This is a genomic window from Rapidithrix thailandica, assembly GCF_039710355.1.
In the GTDB taxonomy this organism is placed as follows: Bacteria; Bacteroidota; Bacteroidia; order Cytophagales; family Flammeovirgaceae; genus Rapidithrix; species Rapidithrix thailandica.
In genome coordinates, this window is the sequence record NZ_JBDKWZ010000002.1 from 447,804 (window position 1) to 466,531 (window position 18,728).

The 18,728-nt window shown below is 39.6% G+C and carries 15 protein-coding genes; 4 read left to right on the forward strand and 11 right to left on the reverse strand.

Features of this window, described 5'->3' with window-relative positions:
• Nucleotides 1-88: 88 nt before the first annotated feature.
• The 5 genes from AAG747_RS05260 to AAG747_RS05280 form a co-directional block, all read right to left on the reverse strand.
• Nucleotides 89-2,860 (reverse strand): CHAT domain-containing protein, encoded by a 2,772-nt coding sequence (locus AAG747_RS05260; RefSeq protein ID WP_346820089.1) that lies wholly within the window; start codon nt 2,858-2,860, stop codon nt 89-91.
• 89 nt (nt 2,861-2,949) lie between these two features.
• Nucleotides 2,950-3,729 carry a hypothetical protein gene (locus tag AAG747_RS05265; RefSeq protein ID WP_346820090.1) on the reverse strand — a complete coding sequence of 260 codons (780 nt, stop codon included), beginning with the start codon at nt 3,727-3,729 and terminating at the stop codon, nt 2,950-2,952.
• A gap of 214 nt (nt 3,730-3,943) precedes the next feature.
• Nucleotides 3,944-4,723 carry a hypothetical protein gene (locus tag AAG747_RS05270; protein ID WP_346820091.1) on the reverse strand — a complete coding sequence of 260 codons (780 nt, stop codon included), beginning with the start codon at nt 4,721-4,723 and terminating at the stop codon, nt 3,944-3,946.
• A gap of 261 nt (nt 4,724-4,984) precedes the next feature.
• Nucleotides 4,985-5,677 carry a hypothetical protein gene (locus tag AAG747_RS05275; protein WP_346820092.1) on the reverse strand — a complete coding sequence of 231 codons (693 nt, stop codon included), beginning with the start codon at nt 5,675-5,677 and terminating at the stop codon, nt 4,985-4,987.
• Nucleotides 5,678-5,794: 117 nt separating this feature from the next.
• Nucleotides 5,795-8,365: a YfhO family protein gene (locus AAG747_RS05280; protein ID WP_346820093.1), complete on the reverse strand. Its 2,571-nt coding sequence runs from the start codon at nt 8,363-8,365 to the stop codon at nt 5,795-5,797.
• A gap of 245 nt (nt 8,366-8,610) precedes the next feature.
• Between AAG747_RS05280 and AAG747_RS05285 the strand changes: the two genes are divergently transcribed.
• Nucleotides 8,611-9,585 (forward strand): CPBP family intramembrane glutamic endopeptidase, encoded by a 975-nt coding sequence (locus AAG747_RS05285; RefSeq protein WP_346820094.1) that lies wholly within the window; start codon nt 8,611-8,613, stop codon nt 9,583-9,585.
• A gap of 78 nt (nt 9,586-9,663) precedes the next feature.
• Here the strand turns inward: AAG747_RS05285 and AAG747_RS05290 are convergent, their stop codons facing one another.
• Nucleotides 9,664-10,305 (reverse strand): c-type cytochrome, encoded by a 642-nt coding sequence (locus AAG747_RS05290; RefSeq protein ID WP_346820095.1) that lies wholly within the window; start codon nt 10,303-10,305, stop codon nt 9,664-9,666.
• Between the two features lie 406 nt (nt 10,306-10,711).
• On the opposite strand from AAG747_RS05290, the gene AAG747_RS05295 reads away from it, so the two are divergent.
• Both AAG747_RS05295 and AAG747_RS05300 read left to right on the forward strand, forming a co-directional pair.
• Complete coding sequence (locus AAG747_RS05295) at nt 10,712-12,109, forward strand: sensor histidine kinase (protein ID WP_346820096.1); 1,398 nt, start codon at nt 10,712-10,714, stop codon at nt 12,107-12,109.
• 11 nt (nt 12,110-12,120) lie between these two features.
• Nucleotides 12,121-12,489, forward strand: a complete 369-nt coding sequence (locus AAG747_RS05300; RefSeq protein ID WP_346820097.1) for a response regulator — start codon at nt 12,121-12,123, stop codon at nt 12,487-12,489.
• Between the two features lie 108 nt (nt 12,490-12,597).
• On the opposite strand, the gene AAG747_RS05305 is transcribed toward AAG747_RS05300, so the two are convergent.
• From AAG747_RS05305 to AAG747_RS05315, 3 genes are all read right to left on the reverse strand, one after another.
• Nucleotides 12,598-13,365, reverse strand: coding sequence for a DUF5018 domain-containing protein (locus AAG747_RS05305; RefSeq protein ID WP_346820098.1), 768 nt, complete (start codon nt 13,363-13,365; stop codon nt 12,598-12,600).
• A 40-nt stretch (nt 13,366-13,405) separates the two neighbouring features.
• Entirely contained in the window at nt 13,406-14,050 is a 645-nt protein-coding gene (locus AAG747_RS05310) for a LysE family translocator (RefSeq protein WP_346820099.1), read from the reverse strand.
• A 193-nt stretch (nt 14,051-14,243) separates the two neighbouring features.
• Nucleotides 14,244-14,882 carry a hypothetical protein gene (locus AAG747_RS05315; protein ID WP_346820100.1) on the reverse strand — a complete coding sequence of 213 codons (639 nt, stop codon included), beginning with the start codon at nt 14,880-14,882 and terminating at the stop codon, nt 14,244-14,246.
• A 118-nt stretch (nt 14,883-15,000) separates the two neighbouring features.
• On the opposite strand from AAG747_RS05315, the gene AAG747_RS05320 reads away from it, so the two are divergent.
• Nucleotides 15,001-16,269: a replication-associated recombination protein A gene (locus AAG747_RS05320; protein WP_346820101.1), complete on the forward strand. Its 1,269-nt coding sequence runs from the start codon at nt 15,001-15,003 to the stop codon at nt 16,267-16,269.
• Between the two features lie 81 nt (nt 16,270-16,350).
• Here the strand turns inward: AAG747_RS05320 and pdxH are convergent, their stop codons facing one another.
• Both pdxH and AAG747_RS05330 read right to left on the reverse strand, forming a co-directional pair.
• Nucleotides 16,351-16,989, reverse strand: a complete 639-nt coding sequence (gene pdxH, locus AAG747_RS05325; RefSeq protein WP_346820102.1) for a pyridoxamine 5'-phosphate oxidase — start codon at nt 16,987-16,989, stop codon at nt 16,351-16,353.
• 276 nt (nt 16,990-17,265) lie between these two features.
• Nucleotides 17,266-18,285, reverse strand: coding sequence for an ATP-binding protein (locus tag AAG747_RS05330; protein WP_346820103.1), 1,020 nt, complete (start codon nt 18,283-18,285; stop codon nt 17,266-17,268).
• Nucleotides 18,286-18,728: the final 443 nt, after the last annotated feature.

Below are 18,728 nucleotides of genomic sequence, written 5' to 3' on the forward strand. Positions count from 1 at the left end.
GCTAAAAAATGGACATCGTTCGATGTCCATTTTTTTATATCATTATTCCAATAAACTCATTTCGATGAAAAAGGCTTTCGGAGTATCACTACTTTCTAGTCGACTTTACTCTTTTACGTACCCAGATCAGCATTCCCATCACTCCTGTTAATACCAATAAAACATAATAGGGAGCTACGGAAACCGAATGAAACACAGGATGCGGATTTCCGATCAATATAAAGTTGGCCCAATAATTCGGTGTTTTATACATCGCATACCGGTCGGATTCCAAATAGTCAATTTTGGCTTGTTGTAAAGCGATGTCTTTCGGCAGTCCTTCTTTCAAATGCTTATAAAAATTCACAGAAATTTCAAAGGAAGCCACATCATCTGCTTTCCAAAGGGTCATCACTACATTCGGACATCCCGCATACATAAACGCCCTGGCCAGACTTATTACCCCCTCTCCTTTTTTCAATAAACCCGTACCCGTTTCACAAGCACTCAACACAACCAAATCAACCTGGGCCAGGTTTAAATTATACAACTCATGGGTATACAGTTTATAATGATAACTGGTATCTTGCGGATAAAAGGCAATAAATGATTTTTCAGGCGATTTATCGCTGGCTTGGGCATGAGTTGCCAGATGAATCACTCCGTAACGATTGGCTTGATTGACAAATTCCTGTTTGGTAGCCGCTTCACCGGTTAAGAACATACTTCCAATTTCCGCCACTTCCTGAGCCGAACTTTTTAATGGCATAAAGCCATCATCCCGGAAGGTGCTTTCATGCTCTCCGGCAAAAGGCGCAAATGCCAGTACTTGGGAATTGTTTTTCTTTTGCTGTTTGAGTGATTCCATCCAAAGCTTTAAAGAATACGCATAACTGATGGCATACTTTCTCAACAAAAAAGTTTCTTGCCGGTGGTCTTCTGTCAGGATTTCAAAAGGGATATAATTCAAATCGCCATCCGGCACAATGGTTAACCGGGTTTCCCCTTCCAAATACGCTGCACAAGGTTGGTATACGTAACGGTATACGGTTTCTATGGCCTTTTGAAAAGCTTTTTCCGAATCTTGATAGCGGTCTGTTTGTAATACTTTCTTGATCAATTGAGTAGCTTGGTGAAATTCCGGTGTAATGACCTGAGTACAAAGTTTTAGTACATTTTCTTTTACCAAAAAGATATACAATTGATCTTCAGAGATAAAATACTCCAATAAAGCCGTGTTATGTTCTTTTGCCAAAGCCTGAATTTCAGCAACATCCAAGTCTTTTCGATAATACTTCAGGTTATAATATTGAGGATACTTTTCAAAGCCGGATATCACTTCATTTAGAGCTACTTCTTTTGCTCGGAGTTTCTTTTCGATTGCATTATATGCTTCCTTTGTTGTGGCTGCTTCCAAGCGATTCGTTAAACTCGCAATTTGATACTTTACATACCTTTCTTTCTCAATTAGTTCTTGGGGGATGTCCGTAAAATACTTCACTTTACTACTTTCTACCACCTCTTCAAGTACCGCAGCTTTACTTTTTTCAGAAACTTGCAATGCCCTGATCAAATCCTCTTGTTTTCCTGAATGCTCAAATAGTAAATTTGCCGTATACAAAGCTTCCTGATAAACAGGGTATTGATTTTCGGAGTAAAAGAATTTTGTTTTTTCAAATGTCAGTCGCTTTCTCACCGTATCGGCTACTTCCACTGCTTGCAAATACACATCCATGGCCTGCTCAAGCTCAGCCACTTCCTGTGTTTCTACATATATTTTGTTGAACCCTTTGCCTTTTGCCTGTAGCACTTCTACGGTCAAAGGACTTAGGTTACGCCTCCCATTGGTGACAGACTGATCTTGAAAAAAGGCAGCCCGTTCAAAGTAATCAAGAGCTTTGCGAGGGTCGGAATCCCAAAATAATTTACCTAATTCCAGATAACATATAGGTAGGATTTGATTGGGGTAATCTAAATATTTTTGGTTGATTGCAATGGCTTTTTCAAAATACGTTTCGGCTAACTGAACATTTCCAATTCCTTGATAAGCTTTGGCATACATTCGGTAAAACCGACTCAGATAACGTTGGTTTTCAGAAAATGTAAAACTATTTGCCTTATGTAAATACTGTAGTGCACTATCATACTTATGAACATTTAGGTACGAATAAGACACATTAGTAATCAAACTAATATATAATTCCCAATCCTTATTTTTTAAAGACTCTGTTTTATTAATTAATTGTGTAAAAATTTTAATTGCAGGATTAAATTGATTTAGTTTTAATAACGTGTGAGCTATATTGTTCTTAAGTCTTAGTGTGTTTAAGGAATTTAAATCATTACTCAATTGCTCTGCCTTTCGAAAATATGCCAATGCAGCATGATAATCCCCTATATTATTCAATAAGTTACCATACCCGTTGTAATATTTCGCCAAATAAATATCTTCTATATTTTCACTGATATATGGTTGGGCTTTACTATAATAATAAATAGCCGAATCGTATTTATCCAGATACCACTCCGTTTCAGCCAGTGTTTTATAAATTCTAAACACAAACACACTATCGTTTAATGTATCGTTCTTTACGGTTAATGCATGGTGAAACTTTAACAATGCCTCCGGATAATTATACCTTGCCATTTCAATCACTCCCATTACAAAGTAAGCCTGGTAATAGATCAGTCCCTTTTGGTTTGCACGGACTGACAACTGCGTAGCCTTTCGTAAATACTCCAAGGCAATGCTATCATCTTCCGAGGTAAACTTATCAAAATATTCGTTGCCTAATTGATAGTATTTTTCGGCCTGATCGACCTTTTGAGCCAAGCCTTGAAAGGTAAAAAAAAGTAGAAGATATGGTAAAATAATCCTCATAAGTTCGTTGTAATCAATATTGTCGAAGATAAGAAAAAAAGGCCAACCGGTGGACGGTTGACCTTTTTTAATTACGTTCGGAGTATTGATTACTCTCCACCCATTCCCAATGGAGGCCTTTGTTTGTTGATTTCTTCAAACGCTGCTTCATCCGATTCCCTGGCCGCTCCTTCGATAAGCCCTGTTGCTAATTGATATTCGTAAGGAGCTTCATGAAGATCAGGTGAGTAATAAACATTGATCCGAATGCTGTTTTGGGCATAGTCGCTCTTATCTCCCAGTTGGTATTTCACTTCGAATATCCGGCCTTCTCCCGCTTTTAACCCCGCTATTTTAATCAATTTCTTCATGTTTACTGCTCCGGTGTATTCGTCCAAGGCTGCCGCATAATTGATACCCGATGCAACATCCTTCAATTGTGTAAATTGAGCTTCCGGCATGGCTGCCCCTTCTTCGCCTATATACGTAGGCTTCCAGTATACACTCTTACTAAAGTCAATCGCAGAGGTTTGATAATCCATTCCGGCAACTGTCAGATTTCTTTCAAATACTTGTCCGTTTTTGGCTGTAAAGCTGATTCGGTAGGTCAAACCGGTTTCACTTTTGGTTAAATCAATGCTACCGGTATGAGGGTCAATTGCCAACAAATCTGGAGTGGCTTTAAACTCTCCCTCTAACGATGGACTTGTGGCTGGGAGTAGTTGAGGGTTGTGATCGCCTAAATAAAAAACTTCGGAACCATAATCAAAAAAGGCTGCGGACCGGGATTGAAGCTCCTTGGCAGGTTCAATATTTTGTTCCGGAGTACAAGCTAAAAAAGAAACCGTGATGAGCAAGGCGATGAACGGTGATAAAAAATCTGTTTTCATAATTAGAACAAAAGGGTTTAACAGTGAATATATTTATTTTGTTTTCATCTGTTGGTGTACCCCGAATCTCAAACTTGTAATCAGTTTTTTTGAAAAATCCTTTTAATTACTAAGTATAAATACTTACGGATACAATCACAATTACCCTGTTGATATAACTAAGAAGGCCAACCGTTCATCGGTTGGCCTTCTTTAATTAGGTTCAAAGTCTTGATTACTCTCCACCTACACCCAATGGGGGTCTTTGTTTGTTGATTTCTTCAAACGCTGCTTCATCCGATTCCCTGGCCGCTCCTTCGATAAGCCCTGTTGCTAATTGATATTCGTAAGGAGCTTCATGAAGATCAGGTGAGTAATAAACATTGATCCGAATGCTGTTTTGGGCATAGTCGCTCTTATCTCCCAGTTGGTATTTCACTTCGAATATCCGGCCTTCTCCCGCTTTTAACCCCGCTATTTTAATCAATTTCTTCATGTTTACTGCTCCGGTGTATTCGTCCAAGGCTGCCGCATAATTGATACCCGATGCAACATCCTTCAATTGTGTAAATTGAGCTTCCGGCATGGCTGCCCCTTCTTCGCCTATATACGTAGGCTTCCAGTATACACTCTTACTAAAGTCAATCGCAGAGGTTTGATAATCCATTCCGGCAACTGTCAGATTTCTTTCAAATACTTGTCCGTTTTTGGCTGTAAAGCTGATTCGGTAGGTCAAACCGGTTTCACTTTTGGTTAAATCAATGCTACCGGTATGAGGGTCAATTGCCAACAAATCTGGAGTGGCTTTAAACTCTCCCTCTAACGATGGACTTGTGGCTGGGAGTAGTTGAGGGTTGTGATCGCCTAAATAAAAAACTTCGGAACCATAATCAAAAAAGGCTGCGGACCGGGATTGAAGCTCCTTGGCAGGTTCAATATTTTGTTCCGGAGTACAAGCTAAAAAAGAAACCGTGATGAGCAAGGCGATGAACGGTGAAATAGTAGTTGTTTTCATAATGAGACGAAGGGGTTTAACAGTGAATATATTTATTTTGTTTTCATCTGTTGGTGTACCCCGAATCTCAAATTTGTAATCAGTTTTTTTGAAAATTTTTAATATTTGTAAATTTTTTAATTTCTTGATTACAATTCCTTTTTTCTTATAAACTAATGGATTTAATAGAAAAACCGGCTAAAAAATGAATTTTACAGAAGCGTTGTCCCTTGTACTTTTTTTATATTCTTTTCAGATTCATTACTCCTAAGCTTCATTTTTTTACCTCCCCCAATCCGTTTGTAAAAGACTTTCCACTTCCCGTCTGATTTCCTCATAATAATCTTTCGATTGTTTGGATAAAGTCAGTAAATATTCAGATTGGTCAAATTCAACGTTTGCCTGACATATATCAAATGCTTTTTGAAAAACTTCTTCTGACATACCCACAATCACCTTAAGCCTTTTCTCTTCTAAAAGTTTATCCGTAAGTTGACTGATTTTTTGGGTAATGGAACTCAGCTTTTGAGCCACATGCTTCCACTGCCCGGCAAAGGCCGGTACGGGCAGTACAGCAGTAGAAATGCTTAAAATGATAGCGATTTGTTGCAAATTAGAAGCGATTTCCCCCGTATATTGTGCGGTAAGTAACGTCAGGGCTTCGGGACTTTCTTGGGCATGCTTTTGACTAAGTTCTTCTCTGACCATTCCGGCCCACGGCAAATAGGATTCGGCATATTCCGGTTGCTCCATCATTACCACGCCTATTTGTTTGAAATAAGTGTGTACCTCCTCAATACGGTGGGCCACAAGACTTCTTTCTTTCCCCAAGGCTTTTAATTCCACAGCAACTTTGGCTTTCAAGGCCATATGAGGAAAATTAGCAAATTGCTCCAATAGGCGTACGGAGTGAAAATATCCTCCGGCAGCACTGGCTTCAAACCCCAGCCGAAACAAAACTTTTAGCGAATCCATCTTTTTGGTGTGTGGTGTTCGGATATATTTATGTTCCATTGCTTATTGAAGAGCTGCCTATGATACCTTCCTCATGGACGACTCTTCAATAAAAAAAACTAACTACTGTCAAGGACTTCAAACTGAAGAGGCTTCTTTAAGCGATTCCTGCTTTTTACCGGTAAAACTCCTGTAAGTAGCAAGAGCAATGACTCCAACTAAAGTTAAAAATACCAAATAAGAAGTAATTAATGTAATTGTAGAACCCACTTCATACGATGTAGGGTTAAACTCAAATACAATTTCATGATTACCAGCGGGGATTTCCAGTGCTCTCAATACATAATTGACGCGTTTGATATCTACCGGATTCCCATCTATACTCGCACTCCAACCTTTGGGATAATAAATTTCGGAAAACACTGCTAACCCGGCATTTTGATTTTGTGTTGTATACACCAATCTCCGGTTTGAGTAATCACTCAGTTCAATACTTGCCGTTGAATCTTTGGCAAACTGTTGTGTTCCGGCTTCAAATTGTGATACATCCATAATTGCCTCTTGTGCCGGGTTAAATTGAGCTAAGGCGGCAATCTCCTCATCCGGACTGTTGACCGTTTTCAGACTTTCTACAAACCAGGCATTCCCCATTGTCTGTGTATTGACCAACACACTTTTCGCATCATTTCCCAATTTAAAATATTTCGCATTTAGCATATTCAATGCCGGCAGTTGGCTTGGAGACTTTAATACCGGTAGTTCGGAAAGCGAGGTAATTTCCCGGTTTTGCTGCAAAGAACTGTAGAATTTTTGCTGTTCAGGAACCAATACACGCTCTATCAAATCCTGATACCTACGCATTTTCGCGGCAAAGTACCCTCCGATAGATTTATGATAATATGAAGTATTGGCTTCCGTAAAGGTATTGCCCGCAAAATTCAATACCCTATAATGCGATTTGTCTTTTAAGATGGCTTCATCTGCAGCCGTCTTCTGATGAATTTGCCGGGTTGGATTTTTCATAAATTTGGCATCGTACAAGTAGCGTTTGTCCACCCACCACAAATCGCCTACGATCAACACCCCTACTACCAGTACCCCAAGGCTACTTGACAATTGCTTTTTATATACAAAATACAACACCACCCAAGCCAGTAAAATAAGGATTAGAGAACGCAAAGCGTCCATTCGCATCAGACTTTCCCGGTCGGCTTCCATAGCCTGTGTAATCTCTTTGATTAATTGCGGATTGTCTCCGACCATTTGTCCGGCAAATCCGGCATCACGGCTATTAGAAAAGTCCATCATCCCCCCAAAAATCATAAAGGCTAATGATAAGCCACCGGTAATGGCCAAAGCAGTAATGCCCTTTTTCCATAGTTCCTTATCGACTTCTTCAAACAATATTTTTTGCACTGCCAACATCCCCGCTAACGGCATTAACATCAATGCCAAGCTCAAGGCCATAGAAACAGACCGGAATTTATTATAACCGGGAAAGAAGTCAAATAAGAAATAATTGAAAAACTGTAAATTTTTTCCCCATGCTACCATCATCATCAACAAAACACCACCCAGCATCCAATAGCGGCTGCGGTTATCCAAGATCATTAAGGCAAAGACAAACAAAAAACAGATAATCGCCCCTGCATACAAAGGACCACTGGTAAAAGGTTGGTCTCCATGATAATAAGGCATATAAATGCTATTGTTTTTTATCAATTGGTTTGTACGCTCCTTCCCTGCCATACTCACCAGTTTATCATACATTTCCGTCCCTTCTTTTAGTTTTTCCGTACTTCCTCCACCGTACAAGTAAGGCACCAAAAAAGTAAATGTTTCCATTTTGCCTTGACTCCAACTAAAGGCGTATTCTTTATCTAAGCCTTCCCCTCCTTGTGTCTGCCCTTCCAATGGTGTCAGCTCCGCCTTACCCCGGATAGAATATTCCGTGTATTCCTTGGTAATCCATATCCTGCAGGTAGCCGTGGCCCCTCCTAACACAACAGCCAGCAATAAGATTGAGCCGGTCTTCACAAACTCGTTTAGCCTTTTTTCCCTTAAAGCAAAAATCAATTCGCTAATGGTAAAAATGGCGCAGACAAAAATCAGGTAATAAGTAATTTGGTAATGAGGAGGCCGAAGCTGCAAAGTCAGGCCTATGGTTGTCAGTGCAAACCCCCAAAGGTACTTTTTGCGGAAGAGCAAATGCATTCCACCCAAAACAATTGCCGAATAAGCAATGGCCCAGGTTTTCGTGATATGCCCGGCTTCGATATTGACGATATTATACGAATTTAACCCAAAAGCTAATGCCCCCACAATGGCCAAATAGGGGTTGACCCGGAAGCAGAGTAGTAAGAGGTAAAAAGAGAGAAAAGACACAAATAACAATTGTGCTGAAGTATCCCCATCCATAAACCCCCGGGTTGCCAACACGATAAATGACATGGGTCCGTCAGGAATTCCCGTAGCAATTAAATAGTCGGGCAGACCTGAAAACATTCCGTCATTCCACAAAGCCGATTCCCCGTGTTCTTTATGGTAGTCCACTGAGTTTTTGGACATTCCTTGAAATTGCATGACATCGGTTTGTGGCAAACTTTTCCCATTAATCAGCTCTTCTTGAAAGTAAATTAATGTAAGTGCATAAAAGCAGATAAGGGCTAAAAAATAAGGTAAGATTTGTTTCGCTTGTATTTTATTCATTGAGTTTTGGAGTTTAAATTCCCGCTAATTTGATAAATTTCCATTAAAATCTACCAATCCCAAAGTAGATTGCGGAAAAAAACTAAACGCATCCTTTAAAAACCGGCAAATAAGGGGCGAGGAAAACGGATTAATTGATGAGCAATTGGGATTTGAAAGTGGCAATTATGTATCTTGCAAATCCTAATAAAACGGAACGACAAACACCCACTTTCTCTTGGCAGGGTAAAGCATCCATTACTTTTATGAAAACTAACAAACTGACTGCTGACATCCGGGAAATTGCCTATTTCCTGAAAAGACATTTGCGTGAAGATTTTCAAATTTACTCCTATGCTTTAATTGGTATATTTCTCGGTATTTGTATCTCCGTCAATTACCTTCTGGACTTTGAAGACAGTATATTGGATCGTTATAAGTCGTCTTCTCAGGGTATTTTTTTTTATTTTTTATTCTACGCTTTCCCTTATTACACTGCGGTGTTTATTCTACAGTACTTTAACAAAAGTGAAACCTATTTACACAAGACCGAGTACTGGACTAAAAGCCTGGTATGCCTGCTCCTGCTTGCCATGAGTAGTGCTATCTATCCACATGAAAGCCTCTTAGCTTCCTTGAGTTCTTATGATGAAAGGTATTTTATAACGAAAATATTTTCCAACATTAAAAAGCCCTTACTATTTATCCCTCCGTTCTTGTTATTGAGCTTTTATTATGACCGTACTACCCAAGGGATATTCGGGCTAAAAAGAAATGGCTTTAAGTACAAACCCTATCTTATTCTTCTGATTTTAGTATTGCCGTTTATCCTCCTCGTTTCAACACAAAGTGAATTCCTCGCCACTTACCCTCAGTTCAAAGCTTGGAAGATAACCCAGGTATTCGGGTTAAAACACTGGCAAATGACTTTTTTGTATGAGTTGGTTTACAGTTTGGATTTTATTCTGGTAGAATGGTTCTTCCGGGGAGCCTTGGTCATAGGACTCAGCCGGTTGATGGGGCACCAGGCCGTATTGCCTATGGTCTGTGCCTATACTTTTCTTCATTTTGGAAAACCGCTTGAAGAGGCCTTATCCTCTATCATCGGAGGGTATTTTTTAGGAGTCATCGCTCTGTATTCCCGTACAATTCTGGGAGGCTGTTTGCTACATATCGGAGTAGCTTTGACGATGGACCTTTCAGCATTGTTTCAACATAGTATGCAAGGAGCAACCCACTAAACCGGAGAAAACATATAAAAGGCCCTCCCAAGTATCAAAAACCTGGAAGGGCCTTCTTCAGAAACGCTGTTTCCTTAATTAATTTTTCAAGCTTTCCACATAGCTGGTTACAGCTTTCACTTCCTGTTCTTCCAATGCTTTATAAGCTGGCATGGCATTTTTACCATTGACAATGATCTGTAGAATTTCTTCCGTATTCAATTGGGATTCTTTCAGGTTTTTTGCACCGGCAGCACCCAAATCCCCACCTTCTCCATGACAAGTAGTACAATAGGAAGAGTACACTACTTTACCATGTGCTTGTAGATTGTAAGAAGCATTGGCCGGGTCTGTTGCTACTTCACCGGCAATTTCCACTCGCTTTGTTTTTTTCTTTTTATTGATTTCGGCCATCCCATAGGCTCCGACAATCATGATAAATGACAACAAAGCCAATCCTTTGTTCTGTTTTTTAAACCCAATGATTGCTACGGGAATAGCCATCGCTACCACGGCAAATTTTGCCATTAATAATACAGGCACTTCAGGTACTTGAAACAACATTCCGATCCCGGTAGCCAAGAACAAAAAGCTAATAATCATTTCCGGGACCTTAATCACCTTGGTAATTTTTTCCAGTGCGGCTTGTTTGTTGATGAGTAATAGCACAGATTTTATCAAATAAATCAATAAAAACAACTGCACTGTAATTTTATGAGTTACAAATAATTCAGTGTACATTGGATTTTTTTTCGTTTAATTGGGACTAGTACTTTATCAGGCTGCAAATTAATAAATCTCACTCATCTTTCCTGAGAGAAAATCAAGACTAAAAAAGAAAGTTGTTTACGTCTGTTAAAACATATTAACTAAACTTTTCTCCTAGAATATTTATAATTGCTACAGTTATTGCTTAATAATAACTAAATTCCTCTGATTTAAGTAAATCATTCCCAAAAGCTACTGCTTCTCTGTTTCTCCATTGTTAGAGAATTATGATGAGAAATAGTGTTATCTTTTGATAAAAGCGAATTATTCACTTAAAAACATACCAAGAAAATAGTATTTTTTGGACCCTGATATTTCCCTGATACTTACAACAACAAAATTAAACAAACATTAAAACAGGAAGATGTTCAATTAGGAAATGATATTTAATATTCTGAATAAATTATTTGAGAAATTCAAACTTTCCACTCCTCCGGCTGCACTCAAAAGCAGCATCAACTACTGGCGCCATTTAATTTTCCCTCATTTAAGGGTGGTGATTTTTTTATTCATAGTGTTGGCCTACCTTCCTACACTATATGTGACCATCCGTTTTCAAAACTGGTACATTGTAGCCCTGAGTACGGTCATGTTACTGTGGTTTGTTTATTTGATATTCCATCAAAATTTAAAATACCAGTTCAAGGTGTATGGTTTTTTGGGGATGTTGTACTTGCTGGGTATCGGAGGGATTATTTTGAATGGCCCGATCGGTTCCGGTTGGCTATGGTTTTTTACCTTTCCCCTGTTTGCCTCCATTTTGTTGGACTTTGAGAAAGTACTCATTGCCATTATCCTTAATACACTTACTTTAATCACCCTCGGTTTTTTCCTTTATTTTGATATGCTAGCCGACTTTCATATTTCGGAATACAGCTTATTCGATTGGATTACCAATTCCTTTAATTTCATCTGTTTAAATTTTATCACGGCTATATCCGTCTCCTTTTTAATGACAGGTTTGGGCAGTACATTGGTGGAAGAAAAGAAGGCAAAGTCCGCGTTGCGCCTGGAGAAAGCCAAACTTTCCATTGCAAAGGAAAAAGCTGAGGAAGTCAATAAGCTGAAAAGTAATTTCTTGGACAACATCAGTCATGAAATCCGCACTCCGATCAATGGTATCCTGGGAGTAAACCAAATTATTCAGATGGAATATCCGGCAGACCCCCACTTGCAGCATTATACGGAAATGATTGAAAACAGCGGCAAACGCCTTTTAAAAACGCTCAATCATATCATCGAAATGGCCCGGGCACATGCTGAAATCCCCGAAATGAAACTGGAAGAACTGAACCCCTCCCAGATGATCCAAAGCATCACACCTCATATCCAACTATTGGCTCAACAGAAAAACCTGCAATTAGAAACGAAACTTCAAGCCAAATCCAGCCTGGTCATTGCCGACCGGAAAGTTTTTCACCAAATTATTTCTCATTTGCTGGAAAATGCTGTTAAATTTACAGAAAAAGGCTCGGTAAAAATCACCACTTCCTTAGTACATTCCCTCCGGGGGCCATCGGAAATCAGCATCAAAGTACAAGATACTGGAATTGGTATTTCTCATGACAAGTTAGAAAGGATTTTCATCCCTTTTGAACAAGAAGAAAACGGAACTAAAAAAGAATTCGAAGGCCCGGGACTGGGCTTGTCTGTAGTCAAAAAATACACGGAAATTTTTGGAGGCTCTATTAGAGTAGTGAGTGAAAAGGGCTTTGGCAGCCTCTTTGAGATTAAATTACCTGTCTTTCAAAAGTTAAGCAAGGTTGAAATTAAATAATCCTGAAATTCATGTCAAACTACAAAATTTTAATTGTAGAAGATGATCTTACTAACATGTTCGTACTCAAAAAAATCCTTGCAAAGGATCACCGAATTAGCACGGCCAGTAACAGTGCCGAGGCCTTGAAACTGGCACAGAAAATTGCATTTGAGGTGGTTCTCATGGATATTAATTTGGGTCGGGGATCACTGGATGGCGTACAAGTAATGCAAGAGATGAAAAAAATGCCCAACCAACAAAGAACCTACTTTGTGGCCGTCACGTCTTTTGCCAATGTGGAAGATAAAGCCCGTTTTTTAAAAGCCGGGTTCGATCATTATATTCCCAAACCCTATATGCGAGAAGATATCCTTTCGGCTATTCAACAAGCCCATTAAACACTTGTTGGTCATTGAAAATATAGAACCTGTGTAGACAGAAAGCCTTCTGATGGGAAGGCTTTCTGTCTATTAAAAACATGGCTAAAGTTTTATGGGTTTCGCAAATTATTCGACTATATAAAAAGCGTATTTATTAATTATTCCTTTTGGCCAGGTATAGAGCCAATAGCAGTTCGTTTTGTCTTCTTCTGTAATTCTCGCATCTCCGTTTACATCGCCAATCATCAGTTCGCCTATTTTCGCTTCCGGATCTATATATTTGTATTGATTCAGGGCCTCTTCACTATCGATCACCCCCTTAACCAAATAACCATCTTTAATGTTTGATGCCTTTTCATGAGAGGCTACAATACAATATTCAACTTCCGGATCACCATGAAAGCTTACTTTACCTTCCTCATTACAAGTAAGTGTTCGATAAACTCCTCCGGTATCCACATCCTCTCTCCTCAAGTATACTTCAATGGTAGCTCCTTTTGCTTTTTCTACCGTTAAGTTTTCAGAAGAAAAAGCGCTGGCATTATATACAGAAAACTCAGCGATGGGTTTATAGGCCTGAGCGGTGTACACCTTTTTAGTACTCCCATCTTCTGAAGTGATAGTAAAATTGACCGGGTTGGAAAAATCCAAAGCCACTCCCGCAGGAGGATAAATAGTAGCCCCCTTTGAAATTTCAATTTCAGGCATTAATGTTACTAAGTTAACATCCTGTGGCACGTCAATATAAAGCCTCCCATTTTCTTCATCTATGATGGCCTCCCCAAATGCAAATGTCATGGAAAAGAGTTTCGCTTCCCTGTGGGCGACTTCGTCCTCTTCGGAACAAGCAAAAAATAGAACTCCGACCACTAGGGCTAATAAGATTTTCTTCATACGCTTTGATTGATACTTAAAAGTAAGAACATATTTAAAATTAATCCCGTTGCGTAAAAGCCAGCTTGACTCCTAACAGGATAAATACGGAACCGGAAATTTTATTTAACCAGGTTTGAATAGCCGGATTACGGATTATTTTTTTAGAAAATGCAGCCGCAAATAATGCCAAACTCAATGTCCAGACAGTGGCTGTAAGTGTAAAGACAGTTCCTAAAAATAAAAACGGAAGCATCGGGTCACTAATAGAAGGAGCAACAAACTGAGGTAAAAAAGCCAGAAAAAACAAAGCTACTTTGGGGTTAAGCACATTGGTAAGCATGCCTGAAAAGTATATTTTTTGATAACTGGCTTTATCTGGAGCGATTGACTCGGCAAGCACATCCTTTCCACCACCTTGTGCCAACATTTTTATTCCTAAATAAATCAAGTAGGCAGCTCCTAAATACTTAACGATCATAAATGCTAATGCTGACTTTGCTAAGATAACCGACAGCCCTAACGAAGCAAATATAGTATGCACTAAAATACCAGAACTGATACCCAACACGGAATAGATTCCGGCTCTTTTTCCTTGCGCAATGCTGCGGCCGATGATATACATGGTATCGGCTCCGGGGGTAATAATCAGCACGATCCCGGCTAATAGAAACTCATAAAAGTTGGTAATCTCTAAAAACTGCATGATGAAAGAATGTTTTAACATTTAAAAAATGCCCTTTTAGGTATTACAGGTTTTTTCAAGTCAGAGCATGTTTAAAATGCTTTTTTGGCGGTAAAATTCTCAGTTCAGGTTCTCAAAATATTGCACTGAGGCTCCTTAAACGGGAACTTTTGACCCAGATGGTAAAATTTAAACATGCACGTACTCTGTTTCCCTAGTTTTTCACTTTCAAAATCAAAAAGCCGTGCATGGTATCGAAGTTTGCACATTTCTGCTCCTGGCCGGTAATTACTACCAGGTATTTTGAATCGGGAAAATAATACGTTTCCTGAATTTCGTAATTGAAATACATACCCTGCGGATGGTAATACACAAGCTCCAGATCTTTCCCTTTACCAATCCGGGGAAGGTCTATTCCGTCATTTCCCATGGCGTTGTTCCAGGCCTCCCCACAATGATTGGGAAATTCCTGATGAAAAATATTCCAAAGGCGGGTGTTGTACTTGGGCTTGTACACTTTCATCCGGGTTCCTTTATCTACAAAGTTTTTCCCTTTGCTTTCAAGGTGCACTACCGTTTCCCTTCTTAAATAGCCCTCCGCTGACTCTACCCAGTACCAATTGTTGTAATCTTGCAGCATCAGGTCAATCACGTCCACTTCTTGATTTTCCTTCACCAAGATTTGAATCAATTTTGAAGATTTACACTCACCTCCGCGACTTTCCCCTATCCAAAACAAATCATTGAACTGAGCTTTCAAGAAAAAGTTAAAGGTTTGTTCGCAATTATTTTGCGCTGAGACAGACAGGTGAAAGAAGATACTGATCAGAAAAAGTAATATGGATTTACGCATTCTTTTTTTTATTAGATATAAGGTGGTTGATCTTTTTTATTTTTCAAAACTTATCGTTCAGGGTTGCTCATTCCTTTATAATTTTGTTGCATTGCTCGCTGAAAAACAATTTACTCGAATGATACAAAGAAGCACTCCCTTATCCGAAAGAGTTCGTCCCCAACAATTGGATGACATTGTAGGCCAACAACATTTAATTGGCCCGGGTGGTGTCATACGCAAAATGGTCGACCACAATACCCTGACTTCCATGATCCTTTGGGGCCCTCCGGGAGTTGGCAAAACCACTTTGGCCTTTATCCTTGCCCAACAACTCAAGCGTCCGTTCCACACACTCAGCGCTATCAGTGCGGGAGTCAAAGAGGTACGGCAGGTAATTGAAAAAGCCAAGTATTCTCCCAACTTGATTTTATTTATAGATGAAATACACCGTTTTAACAAATCCCAACAGGATGCCCTGCTCGGAGCCGTAGAACGGGGTATCATCACATTGATCGGAGCAACCACTGAAAACCCCTCTTTTGAGGTAAATTCAGCCTTACTTTCCCGCTGTCAGGTATATACACTCAAGGCCCTCAGCGAGCAAGAGTTGATACAACTGATCGACAAAGCTCTGAAAGAAGACTCAATTCTCCATAAAAAAAATGTAGAAATCAAAGAAAAAGAAGCCTTGTTGAATTTATCCGGAGGAGATGCCCGTAAACTACTCAACCTCCTGGAATTAACGGTCGATTCGGTAACGGAGGATCCTGTTCAAATTACCAATCAAATTGTACTGGATGCAGCTCAACAACGCACGGTCATTTACGATAAATCAGGGGAACAACATTATGACATTATTTCGGCCTTTATCAAATCCATCCGGGGTAGTGATCCGAATGCGGCCACCTACTGGTTAGCCCGGATGATTGAAGGGGGGGAAGATCCCAAATTTATCGCCCGGAGATTAGTGATCTCGGCTTCCGAAGATATCGGCAATGCCAACCCAACAGCTCTGGTCATGGCGACCAATTGTTTTCAGGCTGTCCATATGGTAGGCTTTCCCGAAGCAGAAATAATTTTGTCACAGGCAACCACATATTTGGCTTCTTCTCCTAAAAGCAATGCCTCCTACCTGGCGATCAAAAAAGCTCGGAAAATTGTCCAGCAAACGGGTAACCAACCTGTACCCATGCACTTGCGTAATGCCCCTACCCAATTCATGAAAAAAGAGGGGTACGGACAGGGTTACAAATACTCGCACGATTATCCGAATAACTTTGTGGAGCAAGAATTTTTGCCGGATCAATTGAAAGGCACCAAATTGTATGACCCGGGCAACAATCCCAGGGAAAATGAATTGAGAAAGCGCTTGCAATGGTATTGGAAAGAAAAGTATAATTACTAATGCCCCTTTCCATGTTCCGTTTACCCGAAAGGGAACATGGAAAGGGTTCCTCCGGTAAGATAGCTATAGGTCTATTTTCTTTTAAGGCGCTATACGGTAAATCTCCCAGGTTCCATTTGTCTGCTTCTCAAAGACAATCCGGTCATGAAGGCGTCCGGTACGCCCCTGCCAAAACTCAAGGCGTAAGGGATCCACCGCAAAACCTCCCCAGTGTGGCGGACGGGGAATTTCTTTGTTTTGATACTCTTTTTCAATTTCGGCAAATTTGGCTTCCAAAGCTTCACGGGAGGCCACTTGTTGACTTTGTTGAGATACCCAGGTGCTGATCTGGCTTTCTCTGGGGCGGCTTCTGAAATATGATTCCGACTGTTCTTCCGACACTTTTTCCACGTTCCCATCTACCCGTACTTGGCGTTCCAACTCCGACCAGTAAAAGTTCAAACAAGCCACGGGATTTGTAATTAACTCCACTCCTTTCTTACTCTGGTAATTCGTATAAAACACGAATTTTTGTTCCTCTATTCCCTTTAATAGAACAATCCGGCAGCTAGGTACTCCATTCGCATCTGCCGTTGCCAAGGTCATTGCAGTACTGTCGTGCACATGAGCCTCTTCTGCTTCTTTAAACCAGTACTGGAATTGTTTGAGCGGGTCACTATCCACATGATGCCTGTCTAATGCTTCCAAGGCATATTCCCGTCTGATATCTGCAAGTTTCATCTGTTGTTTTCCGGTTTGAATTGATACATAACTACAGTCGGTAAGATCCGGGTAAAGTTACTACCTAATAGGAAAATTACAAGATCTACTATTGGAATAAAGGAAGGATAGTGTCCGGACTTAACATCCGGTACATTGCATGTTTGGGGCTGTACTTTTTACAAAAAACAGGACGTTGATAAGATCTTCAAGTAAGACTTTAAAGAAATTTCCATCCACAAAAGTTCATAATAAAATGATTATAAAGCCATTAGCTCAAATCATTTAAGAATAGAATTAGCCCAATAAAATATCGGGAATCATAATTTTAAATACTGTTTTGTCTTGGGTAGAAGAAACCAATTCAATATTTCCGTTTAATTTTTCCACTGCCAAACGAGCCGTATAAAGTTCCATCCCCGTATGCCCCGGATGATTGGAAGTTCGGTAAAAAGAAAAAAGTTTTTCGTTTGAAGTAGGCACAATCCGTTGTCCATTGTATTCCATATGCACAAACATATCTTGCTCACTTTCCGCAAAAGTCAACTTGATATAGCCATTGTTGGGTTCCCCCGGAAATACGCTGTTTTGGATGGCGTATTCCAATACATTTTCAATAATCAATTCAAAAATTTTCTGATCGGTAGTCAGCAACAAATTTTCCGAAAAGCGCACCTGTATGTCCAAGGTATGCACCCCCCAAAGCCGGTTAGCCACTTCGTTTGCTCTTTGAACAGAATCTCCCAAAGGAAAGCGAACATACCCTGGCCGGGTACTTTTAAGTTGATTGATAGATAATAAGCGCAAAAGGATATGATCCATAAATTCGGAGGTAGCCTTACATACACTAAAATACTCCACGGCCTCCTCTTCTTCCACTTCTTGCAAGGCAATCATACAGATGCCCAATAGCCGGGCAATGGGACCTTTTAAATCATGCGAGGCGCGATATACGAAGTTATCCAATTCCTGATTGGCAACCAGCAAATCGTGGTAGGCTTGTTCCAACTCTTCTGTCCGTTTAGTTACTTTTTGCTCCAGCTCCTTTTTTGTTTGCCTCAATTCCTCGTTTTGCTTGGAAATCAAGCGTTTTGCCATTTCCAGTTTATTCTTCTGCTCGTTCAGTCTCTCATTTGCCGAGCTCAACTTATTTTGTAGCCGGTCGCTGATTTTGGTCATGACCTGAGTGTCTGAGAGCAAGCGTTCGTAGGCAAGAGTGAGGTTTTTGAATTCTTCCAGGAGTGTTTGATCAGCAGATTGTGTATGTTTTAATACCTCTTTGGCTTCGATGAGGATTTTTACTTCGTTGTCGTACATTAACTTATTGAACTAGGTTTGGTTTGTTAATTTAGTTTAATAGTAATTGTTAATTCTTGTTTAAAAATAAAATATTTTTCATAAACAAACCTATATTTTTAGAATTATTTCTTTTTTAAATCCTATTCTTAATATTTTCTTTGGTTTCGTTAATACTTTGTTATTTTATACAGGTATTTTCTCGTTTTTCTCTTTGTTATTTGTCTATACAACAATACCATCAAAATACATTTGTTAAAAAGCCCTGACAACATCCAAACTGCCAGGGCTTTTTCCTCAATTACTATCGAAGTGAATTAAACTTTTTCTTTTTCCTAAAAAATGTTTCAAAAACGCCTCCTCTGTCTTACTTTTTGCAACAATAGCTTTGGCTATTCTCTTTAAAAAATGCCTTGATGAGCCGATTTTGATTCCATATTCGGTCAACAACCAATAAGTATAAA

Excerpts from the sequence above, each read along its gene's own strand:
- AAG747_RS05260 (WP_346820089.1), bottom strand. The coding sequence starts at position 2,860 with ATGAGGATTATTTTACCATATCTTCTACTTTTTTTTACCTTTCAAGGC.
- AAG747_RS05265 (WP_346820090.1), bottom strand. The coding sequence starts at position 3,729 with ATGAAAACAGATTTTTTATCACCGTTCATCGCCTTGCTCATCACGGTT.
- AAG747_RS05270 (WP_346820091.1), bottom strand. The coding sequence starts at position 4,723 with ATGAAAACAACTACTATTTCACCGTTCATCGCCTTGCTCATCACGGTT.
- AAG747_RS05275 (WP_346820092.1), bottom strand. The coding sequence starts at position 5,677 with ATGGATTCGCTAAAAGTTTTGTTTCGGCTGGGGTTTGAAGCCAGTGCT.
- AAG747_RS05280 (WP_346820093.1), bottom strand. The coding sequence starts at position 8,365 with ATGAATAAAATACAAGCGAAACAAATCTTACCTTATTTTTTAGCCCTT.
- AAG747_RS05285 (WP_346820094.1), top strand. The coding sequence starts at position 8,611 with ATGAAAACTAACAAACTGACTGCTGACATCCGGGAAATTGCCTATTTC.
- AAG747_RS05290 (WP_346820095.1), bottom strand. The coding sequence starts at position 10,305 with ATGTACACTGAATTATTTGTAACTCATAAAATTACAGTGCAGTTGTTT.
- AAG747_RS05295 (WP_346820096.1), top strand. The coding sequence starts at position 10,712 with ATGATATTTAATATTCTGAATAAATTATTTGAGAAATTCAAACTTTCC.
- AAG747_RS05300 (WP_346820097.1), top strand. The coding sequence starts at position 12,121 with ATGTCAAACTACAAAATTTTAATTGTAGAAGATGATCTTACTAACATG.
- AAG747_RS05305 (WP_346820098.1), bottom strand. The coding sequence starts at position 13,365 with ATGAAGAAAATCTTATTAGCCCTAGTGGTCGGAGTTCTATTTTTTGCT.
- AAG747_RS05310 (WP_346820099.1), bottom strand. The coding sequence starts at position 14,050 with ATGCAGTTTTTAGAGATTACCAACTTTTATGAGTTTCTATTAGCCGGG.
- AAG747_RS05315 (WP_346820100.1), bottom strand. The coding sequence starts at position 14,882 with ATGCGTAAATCCATATTACTTTTTCTGATCAGTATCTTCTTTCACCTG.
- AAG747_RS05320 (WP_346820101.1), top strand. The coding sequence starts at position 15,001 with ATGATACAAAGAAGCACTCCCTTATCCGAAAGAGTTCGTCCCCAACAA.
- pdxH (WP_346820102.1), bottom strand. The coding sequence starts at position 16,989 with ATGAAACTTGCAGATATCAGACGGGAATATGCCTTGGAAGCATTAGAC.
- AAG747_RS05330 (WP_346820103.1), bottom strand. The coding sequence starts at position 18,285 with ATGTACGACAACGAAGTAAAAATCCTCATCGAAGCCAAAGAGGTATTA.